23 protein-coding genes and 1 pseudogene are annotated in these 23679 nt (G+C 73.0%); 4 read left to right on the plus strand and 20 right to left on the minus strand.

Translation table 11 applies throughout. The features are described 5' to 3' along the window. Positions 1-26 precede the first annotated feature (26 nt). The 5 genes from ABZ135_RS33835 to ABZ135_RS33855 all read right to left on the minus strand — a co-directional run bounded on the left by ABZ135_RS33835 (position 27) and on the right by ABZ135_RS33855 (position 5396). Positions 27-1208, minus strand: coding sequence for a spore photoproduct lyase family protein (locus tag ABZ135_RS33835; RefSeq protein WP_356701369.1), 1182 nt, complete (start codon positions 1206-1208; stop codon positions 27-29). An 87-nt stretch (positions 1209-1295) separates the two neighbouring features. Beyond that, positions 1296-1778 carry an MSMEG_6728 family protein gene (locus tag ABZ135_RS33840; protein WP_356701371.1) on the minus strand — a complete coding sequence of 161 codons (483 nt, stop codon included), beginning with the start codon at positions 1776-1778 and terminating at the stop codon, positions 1296-1298. A gap of 98 nt (positions 1779-1876) precedes the next feature. Next, complete coding sequence (locus ABZ135_RS33845) at positions 1877-2776, minus strand: PhzF family phenazine biosynthesis isomerase (RefSeq protein ID WP_356701373.1); 900 nt, start codon at positions 2774-2776, stop codon at positions 1877-1879. Continuing rightward, positions 2773-4326, minus strand: coding sequence for a leucyl aminopeptidase (locus ABZ135_RS33850; RefSeq protein ID WP_356701375.1), 1554 nt, complete (start codon positions 4324-4326; stop codon positions 2773-2775). Before ABZ135_RS33850 ends, ABZ135_RS33845 begins: the two co-directional genes overlap by 4 nt. Next, complete coding sequence (locus ABZ135_RS33855) at positions 4323-5396, minus strand: DMT family transporter (RefSeq protein ID WP_356701377.1); 1074 nt, start codon at positions 5394-5396, stop codon at positions 4323-4325. The genes ABZ135_RS33850 and ABZ135_RS33855 overlap by 4 nt, the downstream gene beginning before the upstream one ends. 137 nt (positions 5397-5533) lie before the next feature. Here ABZ135_RS33855 and ABZ135_RS33860 point away from each other — a divergent pair, with 137 nt between their 5' ends. Further along, the gene (locus ABZ135_RS33860) at positions 5534-6517 is read left to right on the plus strand and encodes a LysR family transcriptional regulator (protein ID WP_356701379.1); all 984 of its coding nucleotides are present in this window, start codon (positions 5534-5536) and stop codon (positions 6515-6517) included. Between the two features lie 59 nt (positions 6518-6576). Here ABZ135_RS33860 and ABZ135_RS33865 read toward each other — a convergent pair whose 3' ends face one another. The 6 genes from ABZ135_RS33865 to ABZ135_RS33890 form a co-directional block, all read right to left on the minus strand. Next, positions 6577-6951: a VOC family protein gene (locus ABZ135_RS33865; RefSeq protein ID WP_356701381.1), complete on the minus strand. Its 375-nt coding sequence runs from the start codon at positions 6949-6951 to the stop codon at positions 6577-6579. 199 nt (positions 6952-7150) lie between these two features. Continuing rightward, positions 7151-8017 carry a S1 family peptidase gene (locus tag ABZ135_RS33870; protein ID WP_356701410.1) on the minus strand — a complete coding sequence of 289 codons (867 nt, stop codon included), beginning with the start codon at positions 8015-8017 and terminating at the stop codon, positions 7151-7153. Positions 8018-8761: 744 nt separating this feature from the next. Then, complete coding sequence (locus ABZ135_RS33875) at positions 8762-9034, minus strand: hypothetical protein (protein WP_356701383.1); 273 nt, start codon at positions 9032-9034, stop codon at positions 8762-8764. 209 nt (positions 9035-9243) lie between these two features. After that, entirely contained in the window at positions 9244-9636 is a 393-nt protein-coding gene (locus ABZ135_RS33880) for a hypothetical protein (protein ID WP_356701385.1), read from the minus strand. Between the two features lie 205 nt (positions 9637-9841). Continuing rightward, positions 9842-11020, minus strand: coding sequence for an FAD-dependent oxidoreductase (locus ABZ135_RS33885; protein WP_356701387.1), 1179 nt, complete (start codon positions 11018-11020; stop codon positions 9842-9844). Between the two features lie 150 nt (positions 11021-11170). Then, positions 11171-12016: a GntR family transcriptional regulator gene (locus ABZ135_RS33890; RefSeq protein WP_356701389.1), complete on the minus strand. Its 846-nt coding sequence runs from the start codon at positions 12014-12016 to the stop codon at positions 11171-11173. Positions 12017-12340: 324 nt separating this feature from the next. Here ABZ135_RS33890 and ABZ135_RS33895 point away from each other — a divergent pair, with 324 nt between their 5' ends. After that, entirely contained in the window at positions 12341-13807 is a 1467-nt protein-coding gene (locus ABZ135_RS33895) for a cellulose binding domain-containing protein (RefSeq protein ID WP_356701391.1), read from the plus strand. A gap of 133 nt (positions 13808-13940) precedes the next feature. On the opposite strand, the gene ABZ135_RS33900 is transcribed toward ABZ135_RS33895, so the two are convergent. The 4 genes from ABZ135_RS33900 to ABZ135_RS33915 form a co-directional block, all read right to left on the minus strand. Next, complete coding sequence (locus ABZ135_RS33900) at positions 13941-14144, minus strand: CsbD family protein (RefSeq protein ID WP_356701393.1); 204 nt, start codon at positions 14142-14144, stop codon at positions 13941-13943. A gap of 92 nt (positions 14145-14236) precedes the next feature. Continuing rightward, a complete protein-coding gene (locus tag ABZ135_RS33905) occupies positions 14237-14734 on the minus strand; it encodes a hypothetical protein (protein WP_356701395.1) in 498 nt (165 codons plus the stop codon). A 66-nt stretch (positions 14735-14800) separates the two neighbouring features. Beyond that, the gene (locus ABZ135_RS33910; protein WP_356701397.1) at positions 14801-15355 is read right to left on the minus strand and encodes a Clp protease N-terminal domain-containing protein; all 555 of its coding nucleotides are present in this window, start codon (positions 15353-15355) and stop codon (positions 14801-14803) included. Next, positions 15355-15564: an HTH domain-containing protein gene (locus ABZ135_RS33915; protein WP_030315760.1), complete on the minus strand. Its 210-nt coding sequence runs from the start codon at positions 15562-15564 to the stop codon at positions 15355-15357. The genes ABZ135_RS33910 and ABZ135_RS33915 overlap by 1 nt, the downstream gene beginning before the upstream one ends. 136 nt (positions 15565-15700) lie before the next feature. On the opposite strand from ABZ135_RS33915, the gene ABZ135_RS33920 reads away from it, so the two are divergent. Both ABZ135_RS33920 and ABZ135_RS33925 read left to right on the plus strand, forming a co-directional pair. Beyond that, positions 15701-16036 (plus strand): metalloregulator ArsR/SmtB family transcription factor, encoded by a 336-nt coding sequence (locus ABZ135_RS33920; RefSeq protein WP_356701398.1) that lies wholly within the window; start codon positions 15701-15703, stop codon positions 16034-16036. Position 16037: 1 nt separating this feature from the next. Further along, a complete protein-coding gene (locus ABZ135_RS33925; RefSeq protein WP_356701400.1) occupies positions 16038-16706 on the plus strand; it encodes a cation transporter in 669 nt (222 codons plus the stop codon). 20 nt (positions 16707-16726) lie between these two features. Here the strand turns inward: ABZ135_RS33925 and ABZ135_RS33930 are convergent, their stop codons facing one another. The 5 genes and pseudogenes from ABZ135_RS33930 to ABZ135_RS33950 all read right to left on the minus strand — a co-directional run. After that, positions 16727-17347, minus strand: a complete 621-nt coding sequence (locus ABZ135_RS33930; protein ID WP_356701402.1) for a LysE family translocator — start codon at positions 17345-17347, stop codon at positions 16727-16729. Further along, positions 17341-18114 carry an alpha/beta fold hydrolase gene (locus ABZ135_RS33935; RefSeq protein WP_356701404.1) on the minus strand — a complete coding sequence of 258 codons (774 nt, stop codon included), beginning with the start codon at positions 18112-18114 and terminating at the stop codon, positions 17341-17343. The genes ABZ135_RS33930 and ABZ135_RS33935 overlap by 7 nt, the downstream gene beginning before the upstream one ends. 7 nt (positions 18115-18121) lie before the next feature. Continuing rightward, positions 18122-18472 carry an acyl carrier protein gene (locus ABZ135_RS33940; protein ID WP_356701406.1) on the minus strand — a complete coding sequence of 117 codons (351 nt, stop codon included), beginning with the start codon at positions 18470-18472 and terminating at the stop codon, positions 18122-18124. Beyond that, positions 18472-22890, minus strand: coding sequence for an amino acid adenylation domain-containing protein (locus ABZ135_RS33945; protein WP_356701408.1), 4419 nt, complete (start codon positions 22888-22890; stop codon positions 18472-18474). The genes ABZ135_RS33940 and ABZ135_RS33945 overlap by 1 nt, the downstream gene beginning before the upstream one ends. Positions 22891-23481: 591 nt before the next feature. Further along, positions 23482-23679: pseudogene (locus tag ABZ135_RS33950) on the minus strand (ectoine/hydroxyectoine ABC transporter ATP-binding protein EhuA); the annotation flags it as partial.

The raw sequence follows: 23679 nt of genomic DNA on the forward strand, positions 1-23679 counted from the left end.
ACCGCCGATCGCGTGTCCCCCAGACGTCAGAAGGCGTACCGCACCCGCAGCCAGGGCGTGCGGGTCTCGATCATGCGGGACAGGGCCTCGACGGCCTCCCGCTTGACCGTGTTGCGGTAGCGGACGTTCAGGGCGCCGTTCTCGGACCGCTTGGGCTGCTGGATGTCCGGCTGCCACAGGACGTCCTCGGCGCGCGGGTGCCAGCCCAGGTTGATCGCGTGCAGGGGCTCGTTGTGGGTGAGCATGATGATCTCCGCCGCGGCCTGCTCCTTCACCCGTCGCGGCAGGACGTCGTCCATCATGCCCAGCAGCTCGCCCCATGCCTCGCGCCAGCCGGGTCTGAGCACCACCGGGGAGAGGTTGAAGTGGACCTCGTAGCCGGCGTCGAGGAAGTCGGCGGCCGCCGCGAGCCGGGCGGGGACGGGGCTGGTGCGGATGTCCAGGAGGCGGGAGTCCTCCGGCGGCATGAGGGAGAAGCGGATCCGGGTCCGCCGCTGCGGATCGAGCCGCAGCAGGTCGGGGTTGACCAGCTTGGTCGCGAAGGACGCCTTGGCCGTGGGCCAGCGGCGGAAGGCATGGACGAGGTCGGCGGTGTTGTCGCTGATCAGGTCGTCCACCGAGCAGTCGCCGTTCTCGCCGATGTCGTAGACCCAGGCCCGCTCGTCGCACTGGTTGGGTTCCGTCTTCGGTCCGGTGGCGGCGATGTGGCGGCCGAGGGCGGCGAGCACGCGGTCGACGTTGGTGAAGACGGTGATGGGGTTGGCGAAGCCCTTGCGGCGCGGGACGTAGCAGTACGCGCAGGCCATGGCGCACCCGTTGGAGAGGCCGGGGGCGATCCAGTCGGCGGATCGCCCATTGGGCCGGACGGTGAGGGAGCTGCGTTCGCCGAGGACCAGGGTCTCGCGCTTGATCCTGACCCAGCGCTCGACGTTCCCCTCGTTGCCGTGCAGGTGCGGGATGCGCCAGTGGTTGTCCGTCTCGATCAGCCGGGCCTCGGGGAAGCGCGCGATGATCTGGCGGCCTCGCCAGGACGCGGCGGCGGCCGGCTCGGCGTGGATCTCCGTCACCCGCAGCAGGCCGCGCCCCTCGGGTCCGTCGCGGAACGGCCGGTCCTCCCCCGCATCGGCGGACGTGGCGGCGGCCAGGAGATCCGCCATGCCGAACAGGCCCTCGGATTCACCGGCCGGATCCTGGGGACGCCGTCGCATGTCCACTCCGCTTCCTCGTGCCCCGGTCGCGCCTTCGTGGTGTGACCGCTACCGGGGCGTTTGTCCCATTCTACGAGAAGTCCGGAATCACCCCTCCGGGCGGCCGCGGTCCCGGTCGGACCCCGGCCACACGTACGGAAGGTCGTCCGGCACGTCGGGGAAGCGGGGCCGGTAGTACTCCGGGTCCTTGCGCACCAGCGCGGACCGGTGGCTGCGGTGGAACGCGGGGTCGCCGAGCCAGGGCGGCAGCTCCCCGGCCGCCGCGAGCCCGCCCTGTGCGCGGACCTCGCCCGAGGGCCGCCAGGCACGGTAGTCGTCGATCAGGGTGACGGCACAGGTGTCGGCCCGGCCGCCCGCGGTCCACACGGCGCAGACGTCCAGGCCGTACCGCACCAGCGCTTCCTCGTAGCCGGCCCACATCCGCACGGCGGGGTGTCGGCGCCAGCCGTACGTCGGCACCGTCAGCCCCCGGAACACCTGGAGCGCCTCGACGCGCTGCTTGCCGAGCCGCCTCGGGTCCAGGACGGCCGCGGAGTCGGAGAAGCTCGCGTACGGGAGAAACGTCTGCATGAAGGTCTTGTCCCCCTGTCGGTGACGGTTCGCCCGTGCGTCACCCGGGAAGGGGGTGTCCCTCCCCCGAAAAGGTCCCGCACCCCGGCCCCGCGGGCCTAGGCCAGTTCCCTCCGGTACACGACCGCCGCCGTACCGGTGATGGAGACGCGGACGGCGCCGTCGGGCGTCGTCTCGGCATGGACGTCGACCTCGCCGGGCCTGCCCAGAGCCGCTCCCTGGCGGCCGGTGAAGGACAGGTGGCCGCCCGGGGCGGGCTCGAGGGCGTGGTGGAGGAGGTACGCCCCGAGGGGGCCGTGGCCGTTGCCGGTCACGGGGTCCTCGGTGATGCCGATCGCCGGGGCGAACATCCGGGACCAGGTCAGCAGGTGTTCCTCGCCGGTGTCCCTGGTGAAGACGAAGAAGCCGTTGGTGTCCAGGTCATGGCTGAGGGCGGTCAGCGCGGCCGGATCCGGGCGCAGGGCGTCCACGGTGGCGCGGTCGCGCAGTTCGACCAGGACCTTGGCGTGGCCCGTCGACACGATCTGGACCGGGCCGCCGCTGTCCGCGAGGTCGCCGGGGGCGGCTCCGAGGGCCCGGAGAAGGCGGCTGATCCGGGGGCCGTCGAGTTCGGGTCCGAAGGTGGCCGCTCCCTGGTGCATGCCGATCCGGACGCGGTCGCCGTCGCGGTGGATCCGCACGCGCTGCCGCAGTCCGGTGCCGGTCTTCTGGACGAGCGCCCCGGAGGGCAGCCCGTACTCGACGGCGCGGGCGAAGTGGGTGGCGACGGTGGCGTGTCCGCAGGTGGGCACCTCCGTCGTGGGGGTGAAGAACCGCACCCGCACGTCGTGGTCGGTGTCGTCGGCGGGCAGGACGAAGGCCGTCTCCGAGTGGCCGAGTTCGCGCGCGAGGGCCAGCATCCGCGCGTCCGTCATCCCGTCGGCCGCGAGGACGACGCCGGCCGGGTTGCCGCTGAAGGGGGTGGGGGTGAACGCGTCGATCTGGTAGAGGACTCTCATCGGGCGGCCCCCCGTCGGTCCGCGGTGGTCGTGGGCACGGCCGGAGCGGGGCTTCGTGGGTCGTCACCGGCCGCCACGTGTTCGGCGAGTCGCACCAGCGTGCGCACCGCGCAGCCGGTACCGCCGCTCGGCGTGTAGCCGTACGCCGGGCCCTCGTTGAAGGCCGGTCCGGCGATGTCCAGGTGGGCCCAGGGCACCCCCGCCGGCACGAACTCCCGCAGGAACAGGCCGGCCACCAGACCGCCGCCCATGCGCTGGCCGTAGTTGGCGATGTCCGCGACCCGTGAACGCAGGCTGTCGCGCAGTTCCTCGGGGAGCGGCATCGGCCATGCCCGTTCTCCGGCCTCGTGGGCGGCGGCCAGCACCCGGTCCCGGAAGGCGTCGTCCTCGGCCATGACGGCGAAGACGTGGTCGCCGAGGCCGAAGCGTGTCGCGGCGGTCAGGGTGGCGACGTCCACGACGGCGTCCGGCCGTTCCTCGCCCGCCCGCACCAGGGCGTCGGCCAGGACCAGGCGGCCCTCCGCGTCGGTGTTGAGGACTTCGACGGTCCGCCCGCCGTACATCCGCAGGACGTCACCGGGGCGCAGGGCGGAGCCGGACGGCATGTTCTCGGCCAGGGCGAGCCAGCCGGTGACGTTGACGGGCAGGTCGAGCCGGGCGATGGCGAGCACCGCGGCGAGCACGGCCGCCGCGCCGGACATGTCGCGCTTCATGATCTCGTTGGCGCCGACGGGCTTGAGCGAGATGCCGCCCGAGTCGTAGGTGATGCCCTTGCCGACGAAGGCGAGCGTCGTGGAGGCCCCGGCGTGGGTGTGGGCTATCCGTACGAGCCGGGGTGGGCGGACCGAGCCCTGCCCGACGCCGAGGATGCCGCCGTAGCCGTCCGCGGCGAGCCGCTCGTCGTCGAGCACCTGGACGTCCACGCCGTGGTCCTGGCACGCCGCGGCCACGACGCCGGCGAAGCTGTCCGGATACAGGTCGTTGGCCGGGGTGTTGACGAGGTCACGGGCCCGGTTCAGCTCCTCTGCCAGCGTGCGGGCACGCCGTACGGCGGCCCGCGCGGGCGCCAGGAGGCCGGGGTCGACGAGGATCGTCGCCTCGCGGACCGGCGGGGCCTGGGCGGTGGTGCGATAGGTGGTGAAGTCGTAGGCCCCGAGCAGGGCGCCCAGCGCGACCGCCTCCACCGCCTCGCCGGTCCCGGCCGGCAGGGCCAGGGCGACCGTCCCGGCGCCGGCCAGGGTACGGGCGGCCACGCCGGCGGCCCGGCGCAGCGTCTCGGTGTCGGGGTCCATGCCGGCGTCGGCCGGGCCGAGGCCGACCGCGAGGACCAGCCCGGCTCGGATGCCGGCGGGCGCGGGGAGCCGGATCGCCTCGCCGCGGGCCCCGGTCGCCCCGAGGTCCGCGAGCAGTCCGGTCAGGCCGTCGCCGAACGCCCCGGCTACGGGTACGTGTACGGGTACGGGTCCTTCGTCGCCCTGGGCGACGCCGATCACGAGCCAGTCGGCGGCCACCGACGCGGCGCTCGTCGTGGTCACTGTCAGCGCTGTCACTGTCGTACGTTCCGTTCCTGTGGTGGGAGGCCACCCGCCGGAGGGGCGGCGGGGCGGTCTCGGGTGGTGCGGTCGGTGCCGGTGGTGCGGTCGGTGTCGGCGGCGGCGGTGTCGGCGGCGGCGGCGGTGCTGCCGACGGCAGTCGTACCGTCGCCGTCGCCGCTCGCCGGGTCGGCGGTGGTTCGGTCGGCGGTGGTGCCCTCGGCGGGGTTCGCCCGCTGGAGTGCCGGCGGCCGTGCCGGCCGGCGGGTCAGCCCGACCCCGGCGAGCACGACCGCCATCCCCAGGGCGACGCGGAGGCTGAAGTCCTCGTGGAGGAGGACGACTCCCAGTGCCACCGAGACGACCGGGAGCAGATAGCCGACGGTGGCCGTGTTGGTGGCGCCTTCCGCGGCGATGTTCCGGTAGGTGAGGTGGAAGGTGACGCCCGTGGTGACGACACCCAGGACGACGACGGCGGCCAGCTCCCTCGGAGCGATCTCGATCGGTGCGAAACCGCCCGCCGGCAGGGTCGGTGCGGTGAGGGCGGTCGCCGCGATGAGCTGGGCCGCGGAGAGCGAGATGGTAGGGATGCCGCGTCCCACCAGCCAGCGGGCCATGAGCGTGAACCCGATCGCGTAGCCGGCCGCCGCGACGACGATGGCGAGTGCTCCCCAGCCGCCCGCTTCCGTCGCCTGCCAGGGCGCGAGGATGAGGACGACTCCGGCGAAGCCGAGCAGGAGCCCGCCCAGGCGGGACGGCCGCAGACGGCGCTCGGACCCCACAATTACGCCGATCAGCAGCGACCAGAGCGGGGTGGTCGCGTTCAGGACGCCGGCGACGCCCGAGTCGATGCTCTGCTGTCCGAAGCTGAACATGGCGAACGGCAGGGCGTTGCAGAAGAAGGCCGCCACGACGACACGGCCCCACACCGCCGGGCTGCCGGGCAACCGCCTGCCCGTGGCCAGACAGATCACCAGCAGGGTGACCGCTCCCAGCAGGCAACGGCTGAAGGTCACCTGCACCGGGGTCAGCGCGTCCAGGGCCACCTCCGTCCACAGGAAGGTCGAGCCCCACAGGAGAGCGAGCACGCCGATGCGTGCCCATGCCCGGCAGGTGTCGATGATTCCGTTCAGCGTCGCCTCCTTGATCGGCCCCGGTGAAACGGTCCCGCACCTCTCCTTCAAGGACAAGAAAAAAGTTCTGCACCACTGTTAAGTTCGTCTACATGCTCGATGTGAGACGGATGCAGGTGCTGCGCGCGGTGATCTCCAGCGGATCGGTAACCGCGGCGGCGGCGCACCTCGGTTACACGCCCTCCGCCGTCAGCCAGCAGATCGCGACCCTGGAGAAGGAGGCCGGGATGGCGCTGCTGGAACGGGCCGGTCGCGGCGTCGCCCCCACGGCGGCGGGCCTGCTGCTCGCCGATTACGCCGCTGCCGTGAGCCGGCAACTGGCGGAGGCGGAGACCGCGTTGGGCGACCTGCGGGCGGGGCGCACGGGCCGTCTCGCGCTTCGCTACTTCGCCTCGGTCGGCCCGACCCTGCTGGCTCCCGCGCTGGCCCGGGTGCGCCGCGAGCACCCCGGGATCGCGATCGATCCCCGGCTGGCCGATCCGGACGACGCGCTCCTGGAGGTGGAGCGAGGCGACGCCGATCTGGCCCTCGTCGTCCGTCGGCCGGCCGAGGCGCGTCATCAGGGCATCCGGGTCGTCCATCTGCTCGACGACGCCTACCGGGCGGTCCTGCCCGCCGGGCATCCCCTCGCCGGGGATCGCGTGGTCGATCTGGCGGACCTCGCCGGAGAGCCGTGGGTGGGGAGCGAGCCTCCGGGCCCCTGCCTCGCGCCGGTCATCGACGCCTGCGCCGCGGCGGGCTTCAGCCCGGACTTCGTCACCACGTCGGAGGACTACGCCACGGCCCAGGGCTTCGTCGCCGCCGGCCTCGGTGTCAGCCTCATCCCCCGGCTCGGGCTGAGCGCCCGCCATCCCGGCGTCGTCATCCGCCCGGTCCGGCGCCCCGAGCCGATCAGGGCGATCCATGCCGTGATCCGGTCGAGTGCGCTGGACCGGCCGGTCCTGCGCGCCCTGCTCGACGCGCTCAAGAACCCGAACATCCCTGAGGGTGAGGAAGACCGGCCCGCACCCGCCCCAGGTGCGGACCGGTCACTCCCCGCCGGCCTGCGGACGGGGGAGGCCGCAGGCTGCGGCTGAGCGGCCCCAGACGCTCGACGTTCATGTGCCCCCGAAAACGGAGGCCATGCGCGCGGATTTCAGGCGCCGGGCAGGAAGAGGCAGAACGGATGGCCGTGCGGGTCCCGGAGGACCCGGACCTTCTCCTGGGGCTGGTGGGCCTCGACGGTGGCGCCCAGCGCGCGGGCTCGTTCGGTCTCCGCCTCCAGGTCGTCGACCTGGAGGTCCAGGTGGGCCTGCATCTGCTGCGTGCCCGGGCTCTGCGGCCAGGTCGGCGGCGTGTGGTCGGTTTCCAACTGGAAGCTGAGGCCGGGGCGTTCCCCGCCCGGAGGCTTCAGGCGGACCCACTCCGGCTCGCGCTCGGCCTCCTCCCAGCCGAGCAGAGCCCGGTAGAAGTCGGCCAGCGCGGGAGGGTCGGGAGTACCGAGAACGAAGGCACCGAGCGTTGTCGTCATGGTCCGCACCTGCCCGCGCCCCGCGCTCTCACGCATCGGCGTACGCGCGCCGGGCCGGCCGTCGTCGTACGGTCGGAGACGCCGCCACCGTCGTGCGACCGGCCTGTGACTGGCGTGCGGTCGGCGCCTTCACCAGGGACGCACGGAGGAGGGGCGGCTCCGCCACCGGAGCCGCCCCCCTCTCGTCACGGACCCGGGATCAGAACACGCTCACCCCGTACGCGCTCAGGGCCTCGGTGACGGGCTGGAAGAACGTGGTGCCTCCGGAGGAGCAGTTGCCGCTTCCGCCGGAAGTGAGCCCGAGCGCCGTGGTGCCGGAGAACAGGGCGCCGCCGCTGTCGCCGGGCTCGGCGCAGACGTTCGTCTGGATGAGGCCGTAGACGATGTCGCCGTTGCCGTAGTTGACGGTGGCGTTCAGGCCGGTCACCGTACCGCCGCGCAGGCCGGTGGTGCTACCGCTGCGCTGGACCGACTGCCCGACGTAGGCGTTGCCGGCGGCGGTGATGTCGCGGTAGCTGCCGTTGTAGAGGTAGACGCGCCCGTCGGCGGCGGAGGCGTTGGAGTGACGGATGATGCCGTAGTCGTTGTTCGGGAAGCTGGATCCCGTCCGGGTGCCGAGCACGGTGGTGTTGGCGGAGTTGGTGTACCAGGTGCTGGCGATGTTGGTGCAGTGCCCGGCGGTGAGGGCGTAGTACGTGGAACCGCTGCGGACGTTGAAGCCGAGCGAGCAGCGGCCGCCGCCCGCGTAGATGGCCTGGCCGCCGGCGATCAGCTTGTTGATCCGGCCCGGGGTCCGCTCGATCTTCAGGCTCTTGGCGTGGGCGCCCGCGGCTCGCCGGAGGGTGGCGACCTCGGCTTCGGAGACGGTCGAGTCGACGGTGACGACGACCTTGCCCGTGGCCGGGTCGGTGTACCAGGCGGAGCCCGGGACATCGGCGTCGAGCACGGCCTCGCTGGCGGCGGCGAGCTCGGCCGTGGTGGCGCGGAAGGTGTCGGTCGGCTGCGCCGAGGAGGTCGGGGCGGCGAGGACCGAGGCGGCCACGACCGCGCCGACGACGGCGGCCAGACGGCCGGCGCGGAAGGACGAGCCCTTGCGGAACGCTTGCTTCACTGCAGTCTCCAGTGGGGGTTGGGCAGGCCGCTGGGTGGGCGGCCTGGCTGTGAAGTGCGGGGCACACGGCGAGGTAGCGCCATGCACCTGTCAATCGCGATCGAGGGAGATCCTCCGGCCCCCCGACTCCGGCCCGCAAGGTTTCCTTTCAGTCGCTCTACGCGCGTCTCCCCGTGGCGCGGCCCCGCGATCAAGCGGAACACCGCGGCCCGGGACGGGCTCACACGACTGAAAGGCCGTCAGAAATGCGCTGGAAACGATTGCGATCGGAATTCAACCATCCGTTTCACCCCGGTGCGCACTACGCCGCACGCGCGCCGTCACCGCCGCGCGCGGCGCTCCGGAACGACGCCTCGAAGTGGAAGCCGCTGCTCCAGGTCCTCTTGACTCCGCTCCGTGCCTCGACGCCGAGGGCGGCGGGAAGGGCGGCAGGGGCGGGAAGGGGCCGCCGCTGCCGACGCGTCCCGCTCGATGCTCGCGCAACGCGGATCACCCTGCTTCTCGCGCGCCGCAGGCGCCTCGCACCGTTCCCCGCCCCTCCGAGAGCCGCGCCGGTTCGGCCGGGCGCGGGTGGCCGCGCGTCGTTTCGCCCCTCCCCCGTACCGCAATCGTCGATATTGGACAGGTCTGTCGCATGGCCGAAACAGAACGTCACCCCTCCGGGACCCGGCGCCCTCCCGGGTGCGACGCGCGCACCGGTCAGCCCTCCAGTTCCTTGAGCAGCGCCGCGTACGCCACCGTGACCCGGGCCGCTTCCTTGGGGTCGGCGGTCGCCAGTTGGGCCCGGTCGGCCATCGCGGCCTCGCGGCCGGCCTTCAGCTCGGCAATCCGCTGAGGGTCGGGCGCGGAAGCGCCGCGTTCGGCGTCCAGTCGGGACTCGTACCACCGCACCACCGCCTCGACGGACTCCGCCGCGGCGCGCTCAGCACCGCTCTCCACACCGGACAGGCCGGGAACCTCGGCATCGGTCATGACGGCAATCTCCTTGTCGATCGGGATGGGGGGCGGGAACCAGTCGCTCGCCGCCGGGTGCGCCCGTGCCGGACAGGTACCCCGCCGAGCGCGCCGCACGGGGGACAGGGGCTCGGCCGCGCGGAATTCGACCCGAACGGCCGTCGGCCCGCCCCCGGCCACCCGGTCTCGCGCCTTGCCTCGGGCACCCTTGTCCCGGGCACCGCGGTCTACGCCTCGGCATCGGCCTCGCCGATCAGCAGCCGCAGGGTGTCCCCGGTGCGCTCGCCGTCGCCGTCCTCGACCACGTACGAGACGGGCACGACCTGGTCCAGGTGCGGGGTCACATAAGCGGAAGGAACCTCGAACTCGACGTACGCGGCGGGGCGGCCGACCGATACGGCGTCCGTGTAGCCGACCGGCTGGTCCCGGCCGCCGGCCCAGAGCAGTGTGTACGTCTCGCCGGACACGACCCCGCCCTCGGGTGCGATGCGCACCCTGACCGGCCTTCCGAGCTCCGCGTCGGACAGGTGCCCGTCCGGCGCCTCGGCGACGAGGGGAGCGGGAAACCCCCGTCCGTCCTCGGTCGTCCGCGTCGCCTGAGCCTTCTGCGTAACCCCCACGGAGCCTCCCCGGTCCTGGCGAGGGGCGGATCCCCTCCCCCGTCGCACCCGGCCGTCCGTGACTCCGCGAGGGTCACCGCGCCCGGGCTCGACGCTCGGCTGCCCCGTAACCGGTCGTGCACACCGGTGGGCGACCGACGTGGTCGTACGAGCGGGTGGGGCACGGCGCCAGGCAGCAGGCGCGCCCGGCGTACCGGTGCCGTGGTCATGCCACGGGCCGGCGGGTGGCGCGGCCGCCCTTGGAGACGATGGTGGTGACGTTCATGCGCTTGCTGAAGCGGTAGGTCATGAGGGGGCTGCCGCTGACCATCTCCTTGTACGCGACGGCAGCGCGCCCGCTCAGGTAGGAGCGGCGCGGGGTGTCGTCGGCCTTGGTGAACTGGATGACGGCGTCACGGCGGCCGAGGCTGACCGGCTGGTGGAAGTAGCCGAAGCGGAAGGGCTTCACGTCCTTGCCGCGTACGAGCCGGGCGATGGTGTCGGCGGTGTACTGGGCGGTGGGCAGGCCGCTCTGGCAGGTGCCGTGGATCCGCCCCCAGGCCAGGCGGACGGCGGCGGCGTCGCCGATGGCGTGGATCGTCGGGTGGGACACCGACCGCAGGGTGGCGTCGACCAGGATCAGACCGCGGCCGTCGGTGGCGATCCCGGCGTCGGCGGCGAGCGGCGGCACCGTGACGCCTGCGGTCCACAGACAGGCGTCGGAGGGGATGACGCGGCCGTCGGCCAGCTCGACGGACCGGGGCAGCACCTTGGCGACCCGGACACCGGCCCGCACGGTGACGCCGAGGCGGTCGAGCGCGCGGTGGAGGTGGCCGCGGGCCTTGGCGCCCATCATGGCGCCCGGTTCGTCGGTGGTGAGGAGGGTGACCCGCAGTCCGGGGTGGCTCTCGGCGATCTCGGTGGCCGCCTCGATGCCGGTCAGGCCGCCGCCGCAGACGGTGACGGTGCCGCCGGTCCGCTCGATCTCGGGGAGCCGCGCGGCGAACCGGCCGGCGATCTCGGGGCTGTCGAGGGTGTACGCGTGGACGTCGGCGCCGGGAACCGTGGCGGTGTCGGTCGAGCTGCCCAGCGCGTAGACGAGCGTGTCATAGCCGAGGGACGTGGTGCCGTCGACGGTGACGGTGCGGGCCTCGGGGTCGAGGGCGGTCGCGGCGCCCTGGACGAAGGTGACGCCCGTGCCGGCGAGCAGGTCGGGGATCCGGTGGACGGCCAGCTCCTGCCCGGCCGCGATCTGGTGCATCCGCAGCCGCTCGACGAACCGGCCGGAAGGGTTGACCAGGGTGATCTTCACACCGGTCCGGCGGGTGCGGTGGGCGAGCCGGACGGCCGCGAACATCCCCGTGTAGCCGGCGCCCAGAACGACGACGTGGTGGTGGTGGCTCATCGAGGTCTCCCAGGGTCGGGCACCGGCCTCCGTGCCGGTGACACCCCTCTGACAAGGAGCGCGCCCCGGACCTGACAGGCGGCCGTTGTGATCTGCGGCACAGCCGCTCCGGCCTCGCCGGCCGGGACCTTCCCCCACCGCCCGGCGCGGTCACAGGGTCTGCTGGACGACTCCTCGGGTCGAGAAGGTGACGGGGTCACCGCCGGCGAAGTCGCCCGGGGGGATGCCGGGGTGGTGCCCGTCGGGGCTTCCGGCGGGGGCGGCGCTGGGGCCGAGGGCGAGGCGGGAGACGATGCGGTAGCGGTCGCCCCGGTAGAGGGAGTGCACGTATTCCACCGGACGGTCGTGGGCGTCCGTGGTGAGCCGCTCGAAGAGCAGGGCCGGGGAGAACTCCGGCACGTCGAGCAGGTCCGCTTCGGCGCGGGTGACGACGGTGGGTTCGATGGACTGCACGGCTTCGCTGACCTGGATGCCGTGCCGGTCGCGCAGATGCTCGTACAGGTCACCCTGCTCCAGTTCCTCACCGGTCAGACCCGGCACCAGATCGGCCCGGACGTGCAGGTGCTCGATGGCCATGGGCGTGCCGTCGACGAGCCGGAGACGGGCCACGTAGTGGATCTCCGCCGCCGGCGGGATCCGCAGCCTGCGACCGACCCGCGCGCCCGCCGGCAGGGTACGGAGCTCGAGCAGTCTGCTGGTCCACACGCCGCCGGCCCGCGGCAGGCTGAAGGCGTTGCGGTCCGAGACCAGTTCCTGCGTGATCTTCTCCGCGGCCACGAACATGCCCCTGCCGTGCTCGCGGACGAGCAGGCCCGCGACGACGAGTTCGTCGACCGCGGCACGCAAAGTCGGGCGCGAGACGCCGAGTTCGGCGCACAGGACCCGCTCGGAGGGGATGGCGTCGCCGGGGCGCCGCGCCTCGATGAGTTCGAGGATCGCCTGGCGGACCCGCTCCCGCTTCAGCATCGCCCCGGAGGCTGCGGTGTCGATCTCCAAGGGGGCCTCTCGTTCGTGAGGACGGCCGCGGTCACCCGTTACGGACACGGGCGCGGGCGCGGGCACGGCAACTGGTCAGGGTGACTGGTGAGCTGGTCAGCCCAGTCTAGACAGCGGGACGCCCGCCGATCCAGCCGTACGGTGCAGCGCATCGCGCAAGTCCGTGTGCCGCGCGCAGGGTTGACGCCCCCAGTGGTCCATGCCACTTTCATCTCCGCACCAACTGGTAAACCCCTCACGGTCTACTGGTCAAGTGCGGGCGCCACGCCCCGAACTCTCCCTTGCTCTCCCCGCAAGGGGTGGGAGTCACCGAAAGGAACACGGATGAGCACTCGACCCACCCGCCCCCGCCGGACCCGCCGCACCCGTGCGGCCCTCGCCCTGACGGCGCTGCTCGGGAGCACCGCCCTGGCCACGCTGCCCGTCACGACCGCCTCCGCGTCCGCCGACGCGGTCGCCGGCTCGGTGGCCGTGCAGTACCGCACCAGCGCCTCCGGAGCCACCGCGGACCAGAGCGAGCCCTGGTTCAAGGTGCGGAACACCGGCTCCTCGACGATCCCGCTCAGCCAGGTCAGGATCCGCTACTACTTCAAGGCCGACTCCCCCACGGCCACCTACCGCTTCGCCTGCTCCTGGGCCGTCCGCGGCTGCGCCGGGATCACCGGCACGTTCGGCACACTGGCCCGCCCCACCGCCACGGCCGACCGCTACCTGGAGGTCGGCTTCACGTCGAGCGCGGGGTCGCTGGCCCCCGGGACCGACACCGGCGACATGCAGGTGCGCTTCCACCAGTCCAATTGGCAGACGCTGCGGCAGAGCGACGACTACTCCTTCGGCGGCACCCAGACCGTGTACGCCGACTGGTCGAAGGTCACCGCACAGGTCGCCGACACCACGGTGTGGGGCACCGCCCCCGAAGGCAACGACCCGACGGATCCCACGGACCCGACCGACCCCACCGACCCGACGGATCCGCCCGGCGGCGGCCAGGCCCTCTTCGACGACTTCACCTACACCTCGCACACGGACCCCGCGATGTCCGCCCACGGCTGGAGCGTCCGCTCCAACTCCGGCGGCCCCGGCGTGCCCGGCGCCACGTGGGACCCGTCGAAGGTCACCTTCGTGAACCAGTCCGGCAACACGGTGATGAACCTGGAGACGTCGACCGCCGGCACCGGCGAGTCCACGCGGCACACGGAAGTCCTGACCAGGGCCATGAAGTTCAAGAACGGCACCTACGCCGCGCGGGTCCGGTTCTCCGACGCGCCGAGGTCCGGTCCCGACGGCGACCGCGTCGTCCAGACCTTCTTCACCATCAACGACCTCAAGGCGCCGATGGCCGACGACTACGCGGAGTACGACTTCGAGTATCTGCCCAACGGCGGCTGGGGCGAGCCGGCCAACATCCTCTACACGACCTCGTGGGAGACGTACAACCCCGACCCGTGGCAGGCGGTCAACCAGCACAGCGAGAGCCGGCAGTCGTTCGCCGGCTGGCACGACCTGGTCGTGACCATCGACGACCGCGCGATCACGTACTACGTCGACGGGCGGCTGTTCGGCACGCATGACGCCGCGTACCTGCCGGAACGGCCCATGTCGATCAACTTCAACCAGTGGCTGATCGACCTCGACGGCCAGACCTCGACGACGCCGCGCGCGTACGACCAGCAGGTCGACTACGTCCTGCACGTCAAGGACCAGGTCCTGACCCCGGCCCAGGTGGCCGCGAAGATCGCCGCCTACCGGAGCGCCGGCACGGCCTTCGTCGACGAGGTCCCGGCGGGCTGACCCCGGCGGGGACGCGCCCCGGGCCCCGCCGTCGCGTGGCATGACGCGGCTCGTACGACGGGGCGGGTGCCGCACGGGTGCGCGCGGAGGCCCTCGACGCCGGGCGCCGAGGGCCTCCGCGAGGACGTCCCGGTCAGGACTCCTGGCGGCGGCCGCGCAGGGAGTCCTTGACTCCGCGGGTCTGCTCCTCCGCCTTGCCCTTGGTCTCCCGGGCCTTGCCCTTGACCTGGTCCGTCTTTCCTTCGGCCTGCATGCGTTCGTTGCCGGTCATCTTGCCCGCGGCTTCCTTCGCCTTGCCCTTGGCCTGCTCCATCTTGCCCTTGGCCTTCTTAGCCATGGGGGAACTCCTTCCGAAGAACGCTTCGACGACCACAAACTAGGCGAGATGGGACGAATGCGCGCGTCGAGACGGCGAGGGTGAGCGCCGGCTCAGTCGTCGGCGATCTGCAGGGCCACCGCGAAGTGCTCCCCGTCCGTCACGGCGAGGAGGCTGTCGAACAGCGGGGTGAGCCCGTTCACGGCGCCGCACGCGGCGTCGTGGTTGGTCCACCAGCTCCCCTCCGGACCGAGCAGGGAGACCACACGCTCGGCGGCGCGCGCGGCGGTCTCGGCGGGCAGGTGCCGATGGCTCGGCCAGACCAGGTCGACGGAGGCGAGCTCGGCCAGGAACGCGGCGGCCTCGTGCGTCTCCAGCGGTTCCAGCGCGGCGCAGATCTGCGGCACGGTCGGCGGCACGTAACCGGGCAGGAAGCGCTCCCACGCCTCGTCCGCCGCGACCACGCCCAAGAGCGCGCGGATCCGCCCCGCCAGCTCCGGCAGATCGGCCCCCGCCTCCCCGAACCGCCCGGCCACCACGTACACCCGCATCGGCGTGGCCAGCTCGGCCATGCCCGCTTCCAGATCGGCAAGGATTCTCGTCGACGTCACATCCGGATTCTCCCGTACGCCCGTTCGGGCTCCGGCGGCGCTGCCGGCCGAAGGCGAGGCGGAGGGTCAGGGTGTCGCCGGGAGCGCGAGAGCGCTGTCGACGGCGGCGTAGGTGACGCCGTGGTCGGCCAGGGTCTCCGCGACGACGCCGCCGGTCGTGGTGAGGGCCAGGAGGATGTGTTCGTCGCCTATCTCGCGGTCTTTGCGTGCCAGTGCCACCCGGAGGGACTTCTCCAGGACGGTCTTGGCCTCGCGGGAGAAGGGGCGGCGGCCCGACCACCGACCGGGGTCCTTGCGGTCGGCGGCGAGGGCGCCGGCGCCGTGGGTCTCCTCGACGTGGGCCACGATCGCGCCGACGTCGATGCCGAGGTCGGCCAGGGCCTCCGTGTCCGCCCGGGACAGTCCCGCCCGCCGCCGGGCGTCGCTCAGGGCGGCCACCAGGGACGGGCGGCGGTCCGCCGGGCAGAGCGTGCGCAGCGCGGCCGCGGCCCGGGTGTCGTCCTGATCGAGCAGGGCCAGCAGCAGGTGCTCGTGGGTGACGGCGGTCGCGCCGCCGCGCTCCGCGTGGACCGCCGCTCCCTTGACGACGGAACGTGCGGCTCGGGTGAACCGTTCGAACATCACTGCCTCCCGTACTTCTTGTGGACGGCCTGTCGGCTGACGCCCAGTTCGGTCGCGATCTCCTGCCACGACCAGCCCTGGTTGCGCGCGCTGCGCACCTGGACGGCTTCCAGTTGTTCCAGCAGTCGCCGCAGGGCGGAGACGGCCCGGAGCCCGACTCGGGGGTCCCGGTCGCCCGCCCGTGCGGCGAGATCGGTCGCATCGGTCATGACGTCAACTTACGTTGACACGCCCCTCGCGTCAACCTTGATTGACACGCGAGGGCCCGCTCACCGTCCCCCCGGCGTCTCCCGCACTCCACAGTTCAGGCTTTCCTGAATTCAGAGATCCGTGTACGGTCACCGCATGCTGACCCTCGCCCCCGACGTCGAGGTGCTGGCCCGGTTCGGGCGCGCACTCGCCGATCCCATCCGTTGCCGGATCCTTCTCGCCCTGCGTCAGGAGCCGGCCTATCCGGCCGACCTCGCCGACGCCCTCGGGGTCTCGCGGACCCGGCTTTCCAACCACCTGGCCTGCCTGCGGGACTGCGGTCTCGTCGTCGGCGTCCCCGACGGCCGCCGGACCCGCTACGCGCTGGCCGACGAGCGCCTGGGGCACGCGCTGGACGACCTGCGCGCCGCCGTGGTCGCCGTCGAGACCGACCGCACCTGCCGGGACGCCGACGAGAAGGGCTGCTGCTGACGTGGCCGTATCCCTCGGGCCCTCCCCCGCCCGCCGTGACGCGCTCACCCGCCGCATACGGCTCCTGGTCGCCGCCACCATCGCGTACAACGTCATCGAGGCGATCGTCGCGCTCACCGCCGGCACGATCGCCTCGTCCACCGCCCTCATCGGCTTCGGCCTCGACTCCGTGATCGAGGTGTCCTCCGCCACGGCGGTCGCCTGGCAGTTCTCCGCCCGCGACCACGCCGTCCGCGAGGGACGGGAGCGCACCGCCCTGCGGATCATCGCCTTCTCGTTCTTCGCGCTCGCCGCGTACGTGACCGTGGACGCCGTCCGCGCGCTCACCGGCGCCGGCGAGGCGGAACGGTCCATCGCCGGGATCGTGCTCGCCGCCCTGTCGCTCGCGGTGATGCCGTTCCTGTCCTCCGCCCAGCGGCGCGCCGGACGCGCACTCGGCTCCGCCAGCGCCGTCGCCGACTCGCGCCAGACGCTCCTGTGCACGTACCTCTCCGCCGTCCTCCTCGTCGGCCTGCTCCTCCACGCCACCCTGGGCTGGGCCTGGGCCGACCCGGTCGCCGCGCTCGTCATCGCGGCCGTCGCCGTCAAGGAGGGCCGCGACGCCTGGCGCGGCAAGGGCTGCTGCGCCGCCCCCGCGCCCACCCGCCCGGACGACCCCTGCTGCGCCTGACCCGCCCGGCCACCGCCCCGTCAGGGCGACTGGAGGGCGAGGCGGACCGCGAAGCCGATCAGCAGGAGGCCGGTGACCTGCTCGACGCGGGCGCGGACGCGGGGGCGCCGCAGGATTCTGCCGAGCCGGTCGACAGTGATCACGTAGAGGCTGAACCAGAGCAGGTACAGCGCGGCGAACACCAGGGACAGGACCATGGCTCTGGGGAAGACACGGCCGTCGGGAGGCAGGAACTGCGGGAGGAAGGTCACGAAGAACAGGGCGACCTTCGGGTTGAGGGCGTTGGACAGGAAGCCGTGGCGCACGTATCGGCCGTCGGCGCCGCCCTGGTCCGCCGCGTCGGCGTCCTCGGGCTTCTCCCGCAGGGTGCGGCGGGCGCCGCGGAGGGTCGCGATGCCCATCCACACCAGGTAGACGGCACCGACGACCTTCAGGACGGTGAACGCGGTGGCCGAGGCGATCAGCACCGCGGAGATGCCGAGGACGGCCGCGCCGACGTGCACGACCAGGCCGAGCACACCGCCCACCATGGTGAGCAGGCCCGCGCGCCGGCCGCCCGCCAGCGCGCTGCGGGTGATCAGCGCCTGGTCGGGGCCGGGGATCATGATGAGGACCAGGGAGGCGGCGGCGAAGGTCAGCACGGTGCGTTCCTCTCCCGCGCGGCCGCCGAGGCGAGGGCGCCGGAGAGCGCCCGCAGGACGGGGCCCGGCCGGTCCCGCAGGTAGAAGTGGCCGCCCGGGAAGCGCCGTACGGTCACCTCCGCGTCGGTCAGCTCCCGCCAGGCGTCGAGCTGTTCGGCGGTGACCCGGTCCTCCGTGCCGCCCAGGACGGTGACGGGGACGGACAGGGGTGCCTCGGGCCGGTGGGTGTAGGTCTCCAGGATCCGGTAGTCGGCGCGCAGGGCGCCGGCGGCGAGGGCCACCATGTCGTCGTCGGCCAGCACCTCGGGCGGGATGCCGCCGTGCAGTGCGGCGACCGTGTCGAGGAGCTCGCGGTCGCCCAGCAGGTGCAGGCGCGACGCGGCGCGCGGCAGGTGCGGGGCGGGGTAGCCGGAGACGACCAGGTGCGCGGGCTGGGGGCGGCCGGCGGCGCGCAGGGCGCGGGTGAACTCGAACGCCACGAGCGAGCCGAAGCTGTGCCCGAAGAACACGAAGGGTGCGCCGGCCGGGGGCCGGACGCCGTCGAGGAGCGCGTCGACGAGCGCGTCCATCGACGGGAGGGCGGGTTCGCGCAGGCGCGAGCCGCGTCCGGGCAGTTGCACGGCCTGCGGTTCGCCGGCCCTGAGGTCGCGGGCCCAGCGCAGGTACTCGGCGGCGGAGCCGCCCCCGTGGGGAAAGCAGTAGACCTTGGGGGCGGCCGGCCGCGGCGCCCCGCCGAGGATCCAGCGGGGCGGCGTGGAGGTGCTCACGGGACTCTCACACTCCCGCGGGCTGAGGTGCCGTCAGGTGCCGGGCGAGGGCGTCGGCCGTGAAGTGGTCGAACACGTCCCGGGGCCGTACGGGCAGGGCGAACTCCTCGCTGAGGCCGGCGCACAGGACGAGCGTGGTGGCCGAGTCGACGCCGAGTTCGTCGAGGGGTGTGGTGGGGTCGAGGTCGTCGGCGGGGACGTCGAGGATCTCGGCGAGGAAGCCGAGGACCCACGCCTCGATCGCGTCGGCGGAGGGGCGGCTTCCCGGTGTGACGGCGGACGTGCCGGTGGACGTGCCGGTGGACCTGCCGGCGGGCGGTGCCGTCCGGCCGCTGTCGGTGTGCTGGCTCTGGTTCATCACTTCTCCCCGGGCATGAGCTCGGACGGTCCGAGAAGCTGCTCGAGGTAGCCGTCGAGCGCCTCCACCGTCGTGTACTGGAGGACCGTGCCGACCGGCACGGTGACGTCGAACGCGGTCTGCAGATGGGCGACGAGCCGCGCGGCCAGCAGGGAGTCGCCGCCCGCGTCGAGGAAGTCGTCGTCGAGGTCGACCCGGCTGAGTCCCAGGACCTCGCGCCAGATCTCGGCGAGCTTGCGCTGCCGGTCGGTGCGCGGCGGCTTGGCCGGCCTGCCGCGGGCGGCTCCGCGCGCGCCCGCCTTGGCGAGGGCCGCCCGGTCCACCTTGCCGGTGGCGTTCAGCGGCAGTTCGTCCAGGGCGAGGATCTGGGCGGGCACCATGTGCTTGGGGAGGCGTGCGGCCGCGAAGTCCCGCAGTGCTTCGGGGGCGAAGCGGCGGCGGGTGTCGGGGGCCTGGGCGACGATCACGTCGAAGCCGACGGAGCCGGGGCCGCCGGCCGTGGTGAGGACCCGGCTGCGGGCGAAGCCGGCGGCGGCGAGCTCGGCGGCCCACTGCTCGCGGTCGAGCAGGCAGTGCCCGGTGCGCAGGTCGGTGTCCTCGAAGTTGTCGAAGCCCTGCTGAAGGCCCATGACGAGGTCGAACCACGGGTGGAAGGTGGTCTGTTCGACCATGAGCAGGATGCCGCCCGGTGCGGTCATGGAGCGCAGGTTGCGCAGGGTGGGGCGGATCCGCCGCATGTCGTGCAGCACGCTGGCGGCGACGACGAGGTCAGCGGCCTGGTCGCCGAAGCCCTGGACGGCGGGCGGCTGGTCGAGGTCGAACAGGTCGTAGCGGAGGGCGGGATGGTCCGCGAACTCGGTCCTGGCCCGGTCGGTGAAGTAGCGCGAGATGTCGGTGAACAGGTATTCGGCGCGGTCCTCGGGCAGCAGGGGCAGCAGGTGCCGGGTGAGCGAGCCGTAGCCGGCGCCGACCTCCAGCGCCTTGAGGGTGCGGTCGGCGGGCCACCGGCCGACGAGCGCGCGGACGGCGTCGGCGGCCGCCTCGTAGGTGGGGCCGAAGAGCCGGTCGTAGACGCCGGGGGTGCGGTCGGAGGCGTACAGCTCGGCCGAGTGGACGCTCTGGGTGAGGACGTCGGCGAGGCCGTCGGCGAGGGTGAGCATCCAGTCGGTGACGTCCCGCTCGATGCCGAGGACGTCCGCCAGGACGTCGCGGGCGCGGGCCTTCAGCTCCTCGGGCAGGGCCTCCGGCAGGGGGCGGGCGACGGTCGTCCCGCCGGGTCCCGTGGTGAGGTGTCCGGTGGTCTCCAGGCGGGCGACGGCGCGGGCCAGCCACCGCTCGTAGCGGGGGGCGACGCCCGCGCCCCGCAGCGCCGCCGGGTCGAAGGCGGCGCCCGGCTCGTGCGGGAGGCCGAAGGAGCGGAAGGCGGCGGCGGTGGCGAGCGTGTACACCTCGTCGAGCACGTCCCAGGCGGCGCGCAGCCGCTCGGGAGCGGGGCCGGTGCCGGGCCGGCCGGCCGTCGCGGCGAGGGTCTGCCAGAGGTCCCGGCTCGTTCCGGGCTCGGCGTGCTCGGTCACGAACAGCGTCTCGTCGCGGGGCGAGGGCACCACGTAGCCGTGGAGGCGGGCGGCGCCGGCGCCGTCGGCGGACTTCACGACGACCGAGGCGTCGACGCCGGGGTGCCGGGAGAGGGTGGCCTCGATCTCGCCGAGTTCGACCCGATGGCCGTTGATCTTGACCTGGCCGTCGCGGCGGCCGAGGAACTCGATGGTCCCGTCGGTGCGGTAGCGGCCGAAGTCGCCGGTGCGGTAGAGGCGTTCGCCGGTGCGCGGATGGGTGACGAAGGACTCGGCGGTGCGCTCCTCGTCGGCCCAGTAGCCGCGGGCGAGTCCGGCGCCGCCGATGTGGAGCTGGCCGGCGGTCCAGACCGGGCAGGGCTCCATGCGTTCGTCGAGGACGTGGAAGGTCTGGTTGCGCAGCGGTACGCCGTACGGCACGCTCTTCGCGCCCTGCGGGACCTCGTCGACGGGGTGGTGGATGGACCAGATGGAGGCTTCGGTCGCGCCGCCGAGGCTGATGATCTCGGCGTCCGGCCACAGGTCGTGGATGCGGCCGGGCAGGTCGACGGGGATCCAGTCGCCGCTGAGCATGATCAGCCGGAGCCGTTCGGGGACCTCGCCGCCGGCTTCGAGGTGCTCGACGAGCATCTGCATCTGGGCGGGCACGGAGTTCCACACGGTGACGCCGTGCTGGGCCATGAGCTTGGCCCAGTGGGCCGGTTCGGAGCGCATGTCGGGGTCGGGCAGGACGAGCGCGGCGCCGGCGGCGAGGGTGCCGAAGAGGTCGTAGACGGACAGGTCGAAGCCGAGGTCGGCGAGGCCGAAGACGCGGTCGTCGGGACCGACGCGGAAGCGTTCGTTGATGTCGGCGACGGTGTTGAGGACGGCGCCGTGCTCGATCATGACGCCCTTGGGCGTGCCGGTGGAGCCGGAGGTGTAGAGGACGTACGCGAGGTCGTCCGGGCGGGCGGGACCGGCGTCCGGCCGACCGGTGCCCGGCTCGTCGCCGGCGGGGGCCTCGGGGTCGTCGACGAGGAGGCGCGGCACTCCCTCGGGCCACTCCAGGGCGGCGTCGAGGGCGCGGTCGGTGACGATCGCGGGGGCCCGGCCGTCGGCGAGGATGCGGGCGCGGCGCTGTGCGGGGAGGGCGGCGCCGACGGGGAGGTACGCGGCGCCGGCCATCATCACGCCGTACGCGGCGGCCACCTGCTCCGGGCCCTTGTCGAGGGTGATGCCGACGAGCCGGTCGCGCACGTCCCCGTCCCCCGTGGCGCGGCGCACCTGGTGCCGTACGGACGAGGCGCGGGCGGCGAGTTCGCCGTAGGTGACCTCGCGGTCGGCGGTCAGCACGGCGGGCCGCTCGGGGTGGGCGGCGGCCCGGTCGAGGAAGGGCTCGTGGAGCAGGCCGTCGGGGCGCGGGCCGTCGGTCGCGTTGGCCCGGGCGCGGCCGGTCAGTTGGTGCGCGGGGAGGGTGACGGTCAGTTCCTCGTCCCAGGGGGTGTCCTCCTGGGCGAGCCGGGCGACGGTGGCGCAGTAGGTGGCGAACATGTCGTCCAGGAGGCCCTCGGGGAAGAGTTCCTCCACGCAGTCCCAGGTCAGGTCGAGGGAGCCGGTGAAGTCGACGACCTGGTGGTCGAGCCAGACCTGCGGGGTCTGGCTGACGCGGTAGGAGATGTCGCCGAAGTAGCCCATGGCGTCGCTGACGTCGGCGGCGGTGCCGAGGCCGCTGGTGAAGACGACGGGCATCGTCTCGAAGCCGCTCTGCAGGCCGAGCCGGCGCCGTTCGCGCAGCGTCTGCAGTGCGCTGACCTGGCGGTGGCGCAGGTCCTTCTGGAGCTGGGTCTGGGTGGCCTCGGCGCGTTCGCCGAGCGTGCGGCCGGTCGAGGCGTCCACTTCGAGGAGGCAGATGGAGGTGAAGTCGCCGACCATGCGGCGCAGGTGGGGGTGGACGACGCGTTTGCCGGCCTCGTTGCGGTCCAGGAGCAGCGGCAGCCGGTTGAAGAGGGTGAGGTTGAGGGTGAAGCGGCGGGTACCGCTCCACACGGCGAGCACCTCGGAGAACACGGCGGCGAGGACGGCGGTCGGGGTGAGGCCGCGGGCCTCGCAGCGCTCCTGGAGACGCTTCCAGTCCGCCTCGGGCAGGTGGTACTCGCGGTGGGTGAAGCGGGGCTTGTGGACGGCGACGGGCGCCTTGGCGAGGGGGAGGTCGGGCGGCGGGGCGAGTGTGGTGGCGCGCGAGGTCCAGTAGTCGAGGGCCTTCTGGTGCCGGGGGGCCTGGGAGCCCTGTTCGAGGGCCAGCGCGTAGTCGCGGAAGGTCACGTCGACCGGGGGCAGTTCGAGCCCGGGGTCCCGGCACAGGGCGCTCCACTCGCTGAACAGGAGCGTGAGGCTGGCGAGGTCGACCATGAGCAGGTCGACGCTGACGTGCAGCCGGTCGTGGTCGGGCAGCCGGGAGAGGCGGATGTCGAACAGGGGCCAGTCGGCGGCGGTGTAGACGTGGTGGGACATCTCCTCGCGGATGTCCGTCAGGACGCGTTCGGCCTCGTCCGGCGGTGCCGACCGGAGGTCGGTACATCGGACCTCGAAGGCCGGGACGGAGGCGAGGACGCGCTGCCGGCCGTCCTCGTCCACGACCGCGCGCAGCATGTCGTGGCGCTCGATCAGGGTCCGCCAGCCGTGGGAGAGGACGTCGGGGTCGAGCCGTCGTCCTTCGAGTTCGAAGTACGCGTGCGGCGCCACGTTGCCGAGTACGAAATTGGAGCCGCGGCCCACCCAGTAGGCGTACTGGATCTCCGTCAGCGGAAACTTCTCGAACCGGTCGTCGCTCCGGGGTGGCCGGATCGTACGACTGTTGTCCGTCATCGTTTTCCCTCTTCGTCAGTTTCGGCTTCCGCCGGATCGCGGCGGAAGTCGTGCGGCCCGGATACCATTTGTTGAAGATGGGAGAGTTGAAGGAGTAAGGAAAACGGATCAGGCGAAGGCCGGACCACTCGGCGCGGTCACACCGAGGCGTCCGGGCATGCTCCTCGGGCATGCCGAAGGCGCCGCGCGGAGCGGCGCGCCCTTCCCCGATCGGTGACCTCCTCGCAAGCCCCCGTGACGCCCTTTCGGACAGCCCGTTCGAATGGGCCCGACAATTAGAACCACGGGGAAGGCGGCGGTCCACCGTGTGGACCGTCACGTTTCACGACGGCGGCCGGAATCACGCCGTCGAAAGGGCGCCGGAAACGCCCCTGTCCTCGGACTTCTCCTCCGGGAAGGGCCTTCCCGTCGCACCATGGATGGCGCGAATACGGCGGGTGGCGTACGGAACCTGACAGATGAACAGGCCGAAAGCCGCTGAACCGAAGCAGGGATCGGAGGCGCCGGCGGCGCTGGAAGGGCTGGAGACGCCGGCGGCGCTGGAGGAGGCACCGGCGGCCTACCGGGGGCGGCCGCCGGTGCCGTAGTGACCTACGGGACCTTGGACAGGAACGCCTTGGTGCGGTCGTGCCGGGGATTGGTCAGGACGTCCCGGGGGTTGCCGGACTCGACGACGACGCCGCCGTCCATGAACACGAGGGAGTCGCCGACCTCGCGGGCGAAGCCCATCTCGTGGGTGACGACGATCATCGTCATGCCGGACTCGGCCAGGTCGCGCATGACGTCCAG

Origin of the sequence: Streptomyces sp. NPDC006339, from assembly GCF_040612775.1 — a bacterium.
Lineage (GTDB): Bacteria > Actinomycetota > Actinomycetes > Streptomycetales > Streptomycetaceae > Streptomyces.

Bases quoted from the DNA above. Each gene is read 5' to 3' on its own strand.
- ABZ135_RS33845 (WP_356701373.1), bottom strand. From the start codon at position 2,776: ATGAGAGTCCTCTACCAGATCGACGCGTTCACCCCCACCCCCTTCAGC.
- ABZ135_RS33900 (WP_356701393.1), bottom strand. From the start codon at position 14,144: ATGGCTAAGAAGGCCAAGGGCAAGATGGAGCAGGCCAAGGGCAAGGCG.
- ABZ135_RS33915 (WP_030315760.1), bottom strand. From the start codon at position 15,564: ATGACCGATGCGACCGATCTCGCCGCACGGGCGGGCGACCGGGACCCC.
- ABZ135_RS33910 (WP_356701397.1), bottom strand. From the start codon at position 15,355: ATGTTCGAACGGTTCACCCGAGCCGCACGTTCCGTCGTCAAGGGAGCG.
- ABZ135_RS33895 (WP_356701391.1), top strand. From the start codon at position 12,341: ATGAGCACTCGACCCACCCGCCCCCGCCGGACCCGCCGCACCCGTGCG.
- ABZ135_RS33860 (WP_356701379.1), top strand. From the start codon at position 5,534: ATGCTCGATGTGAGACGGATGCAGGTGCTGCGCGCGGTGATCTCCAGC.
- ABZ135_RS33945 (WP_356701408.1), bottom strand. From the start codon at position 22,890: ATGACGGACAACAGTCGTACGATCCGGCCACCCCGGAGCGACGACCGG.
- ABZ135_RS33835 (WP_356701369.1), bottom strand. From the start codon at position 1,208: ATGCGACGGCGTCCCCAGGATCCGGCCGGTGAATCCGAGGGCCTGTTC.
- ABZ135_RS33940 (WP_356701406.1), bottom strand. From the start codon at position 18,472: ATGAACCAGAGCCAGCACACCGACAGCGGCCGGACGGCACCGCCCGCC.
- ABZ135_RS33840 (WP_356701371.1), bottom strand. From the start codon at position 1,778: ATGCAGACGTTTCTCCCGTACGCGAGCTTCTCCGACTCCGCGGCCGTC.
- ABZ135_RS33865 (WP_356701381.1), bottom strand. From the start codon at position 6,951: ATGACGACAACGCTCGGTGCCTTCGTTCTCGGTACTCCCGACCCTCCC.
- ABZ135_RS33885 (WP_356701387.1), bottom strand. From the start codon at position 11,020: ATGAGCCACCACCACCACGTCGTCGTTCTGGGCGCCGGCTACACGGGG.
- ABZ135_RS33875 (WP_356701383.1), bottom strand. From the start codon at position 9,034: ATGACCGATGCCGAGGTTCCCGGCCTGTCCGGTGTGGAGAGCGGTGCT.
- ABZ135_RS33920 (WP_356701398.1), top strand. From the start codon at position 15,701: ATGCTGACCCTCGCCCCCGACGTCGAGGTGCTGGCCCGGTTCGGGCGC.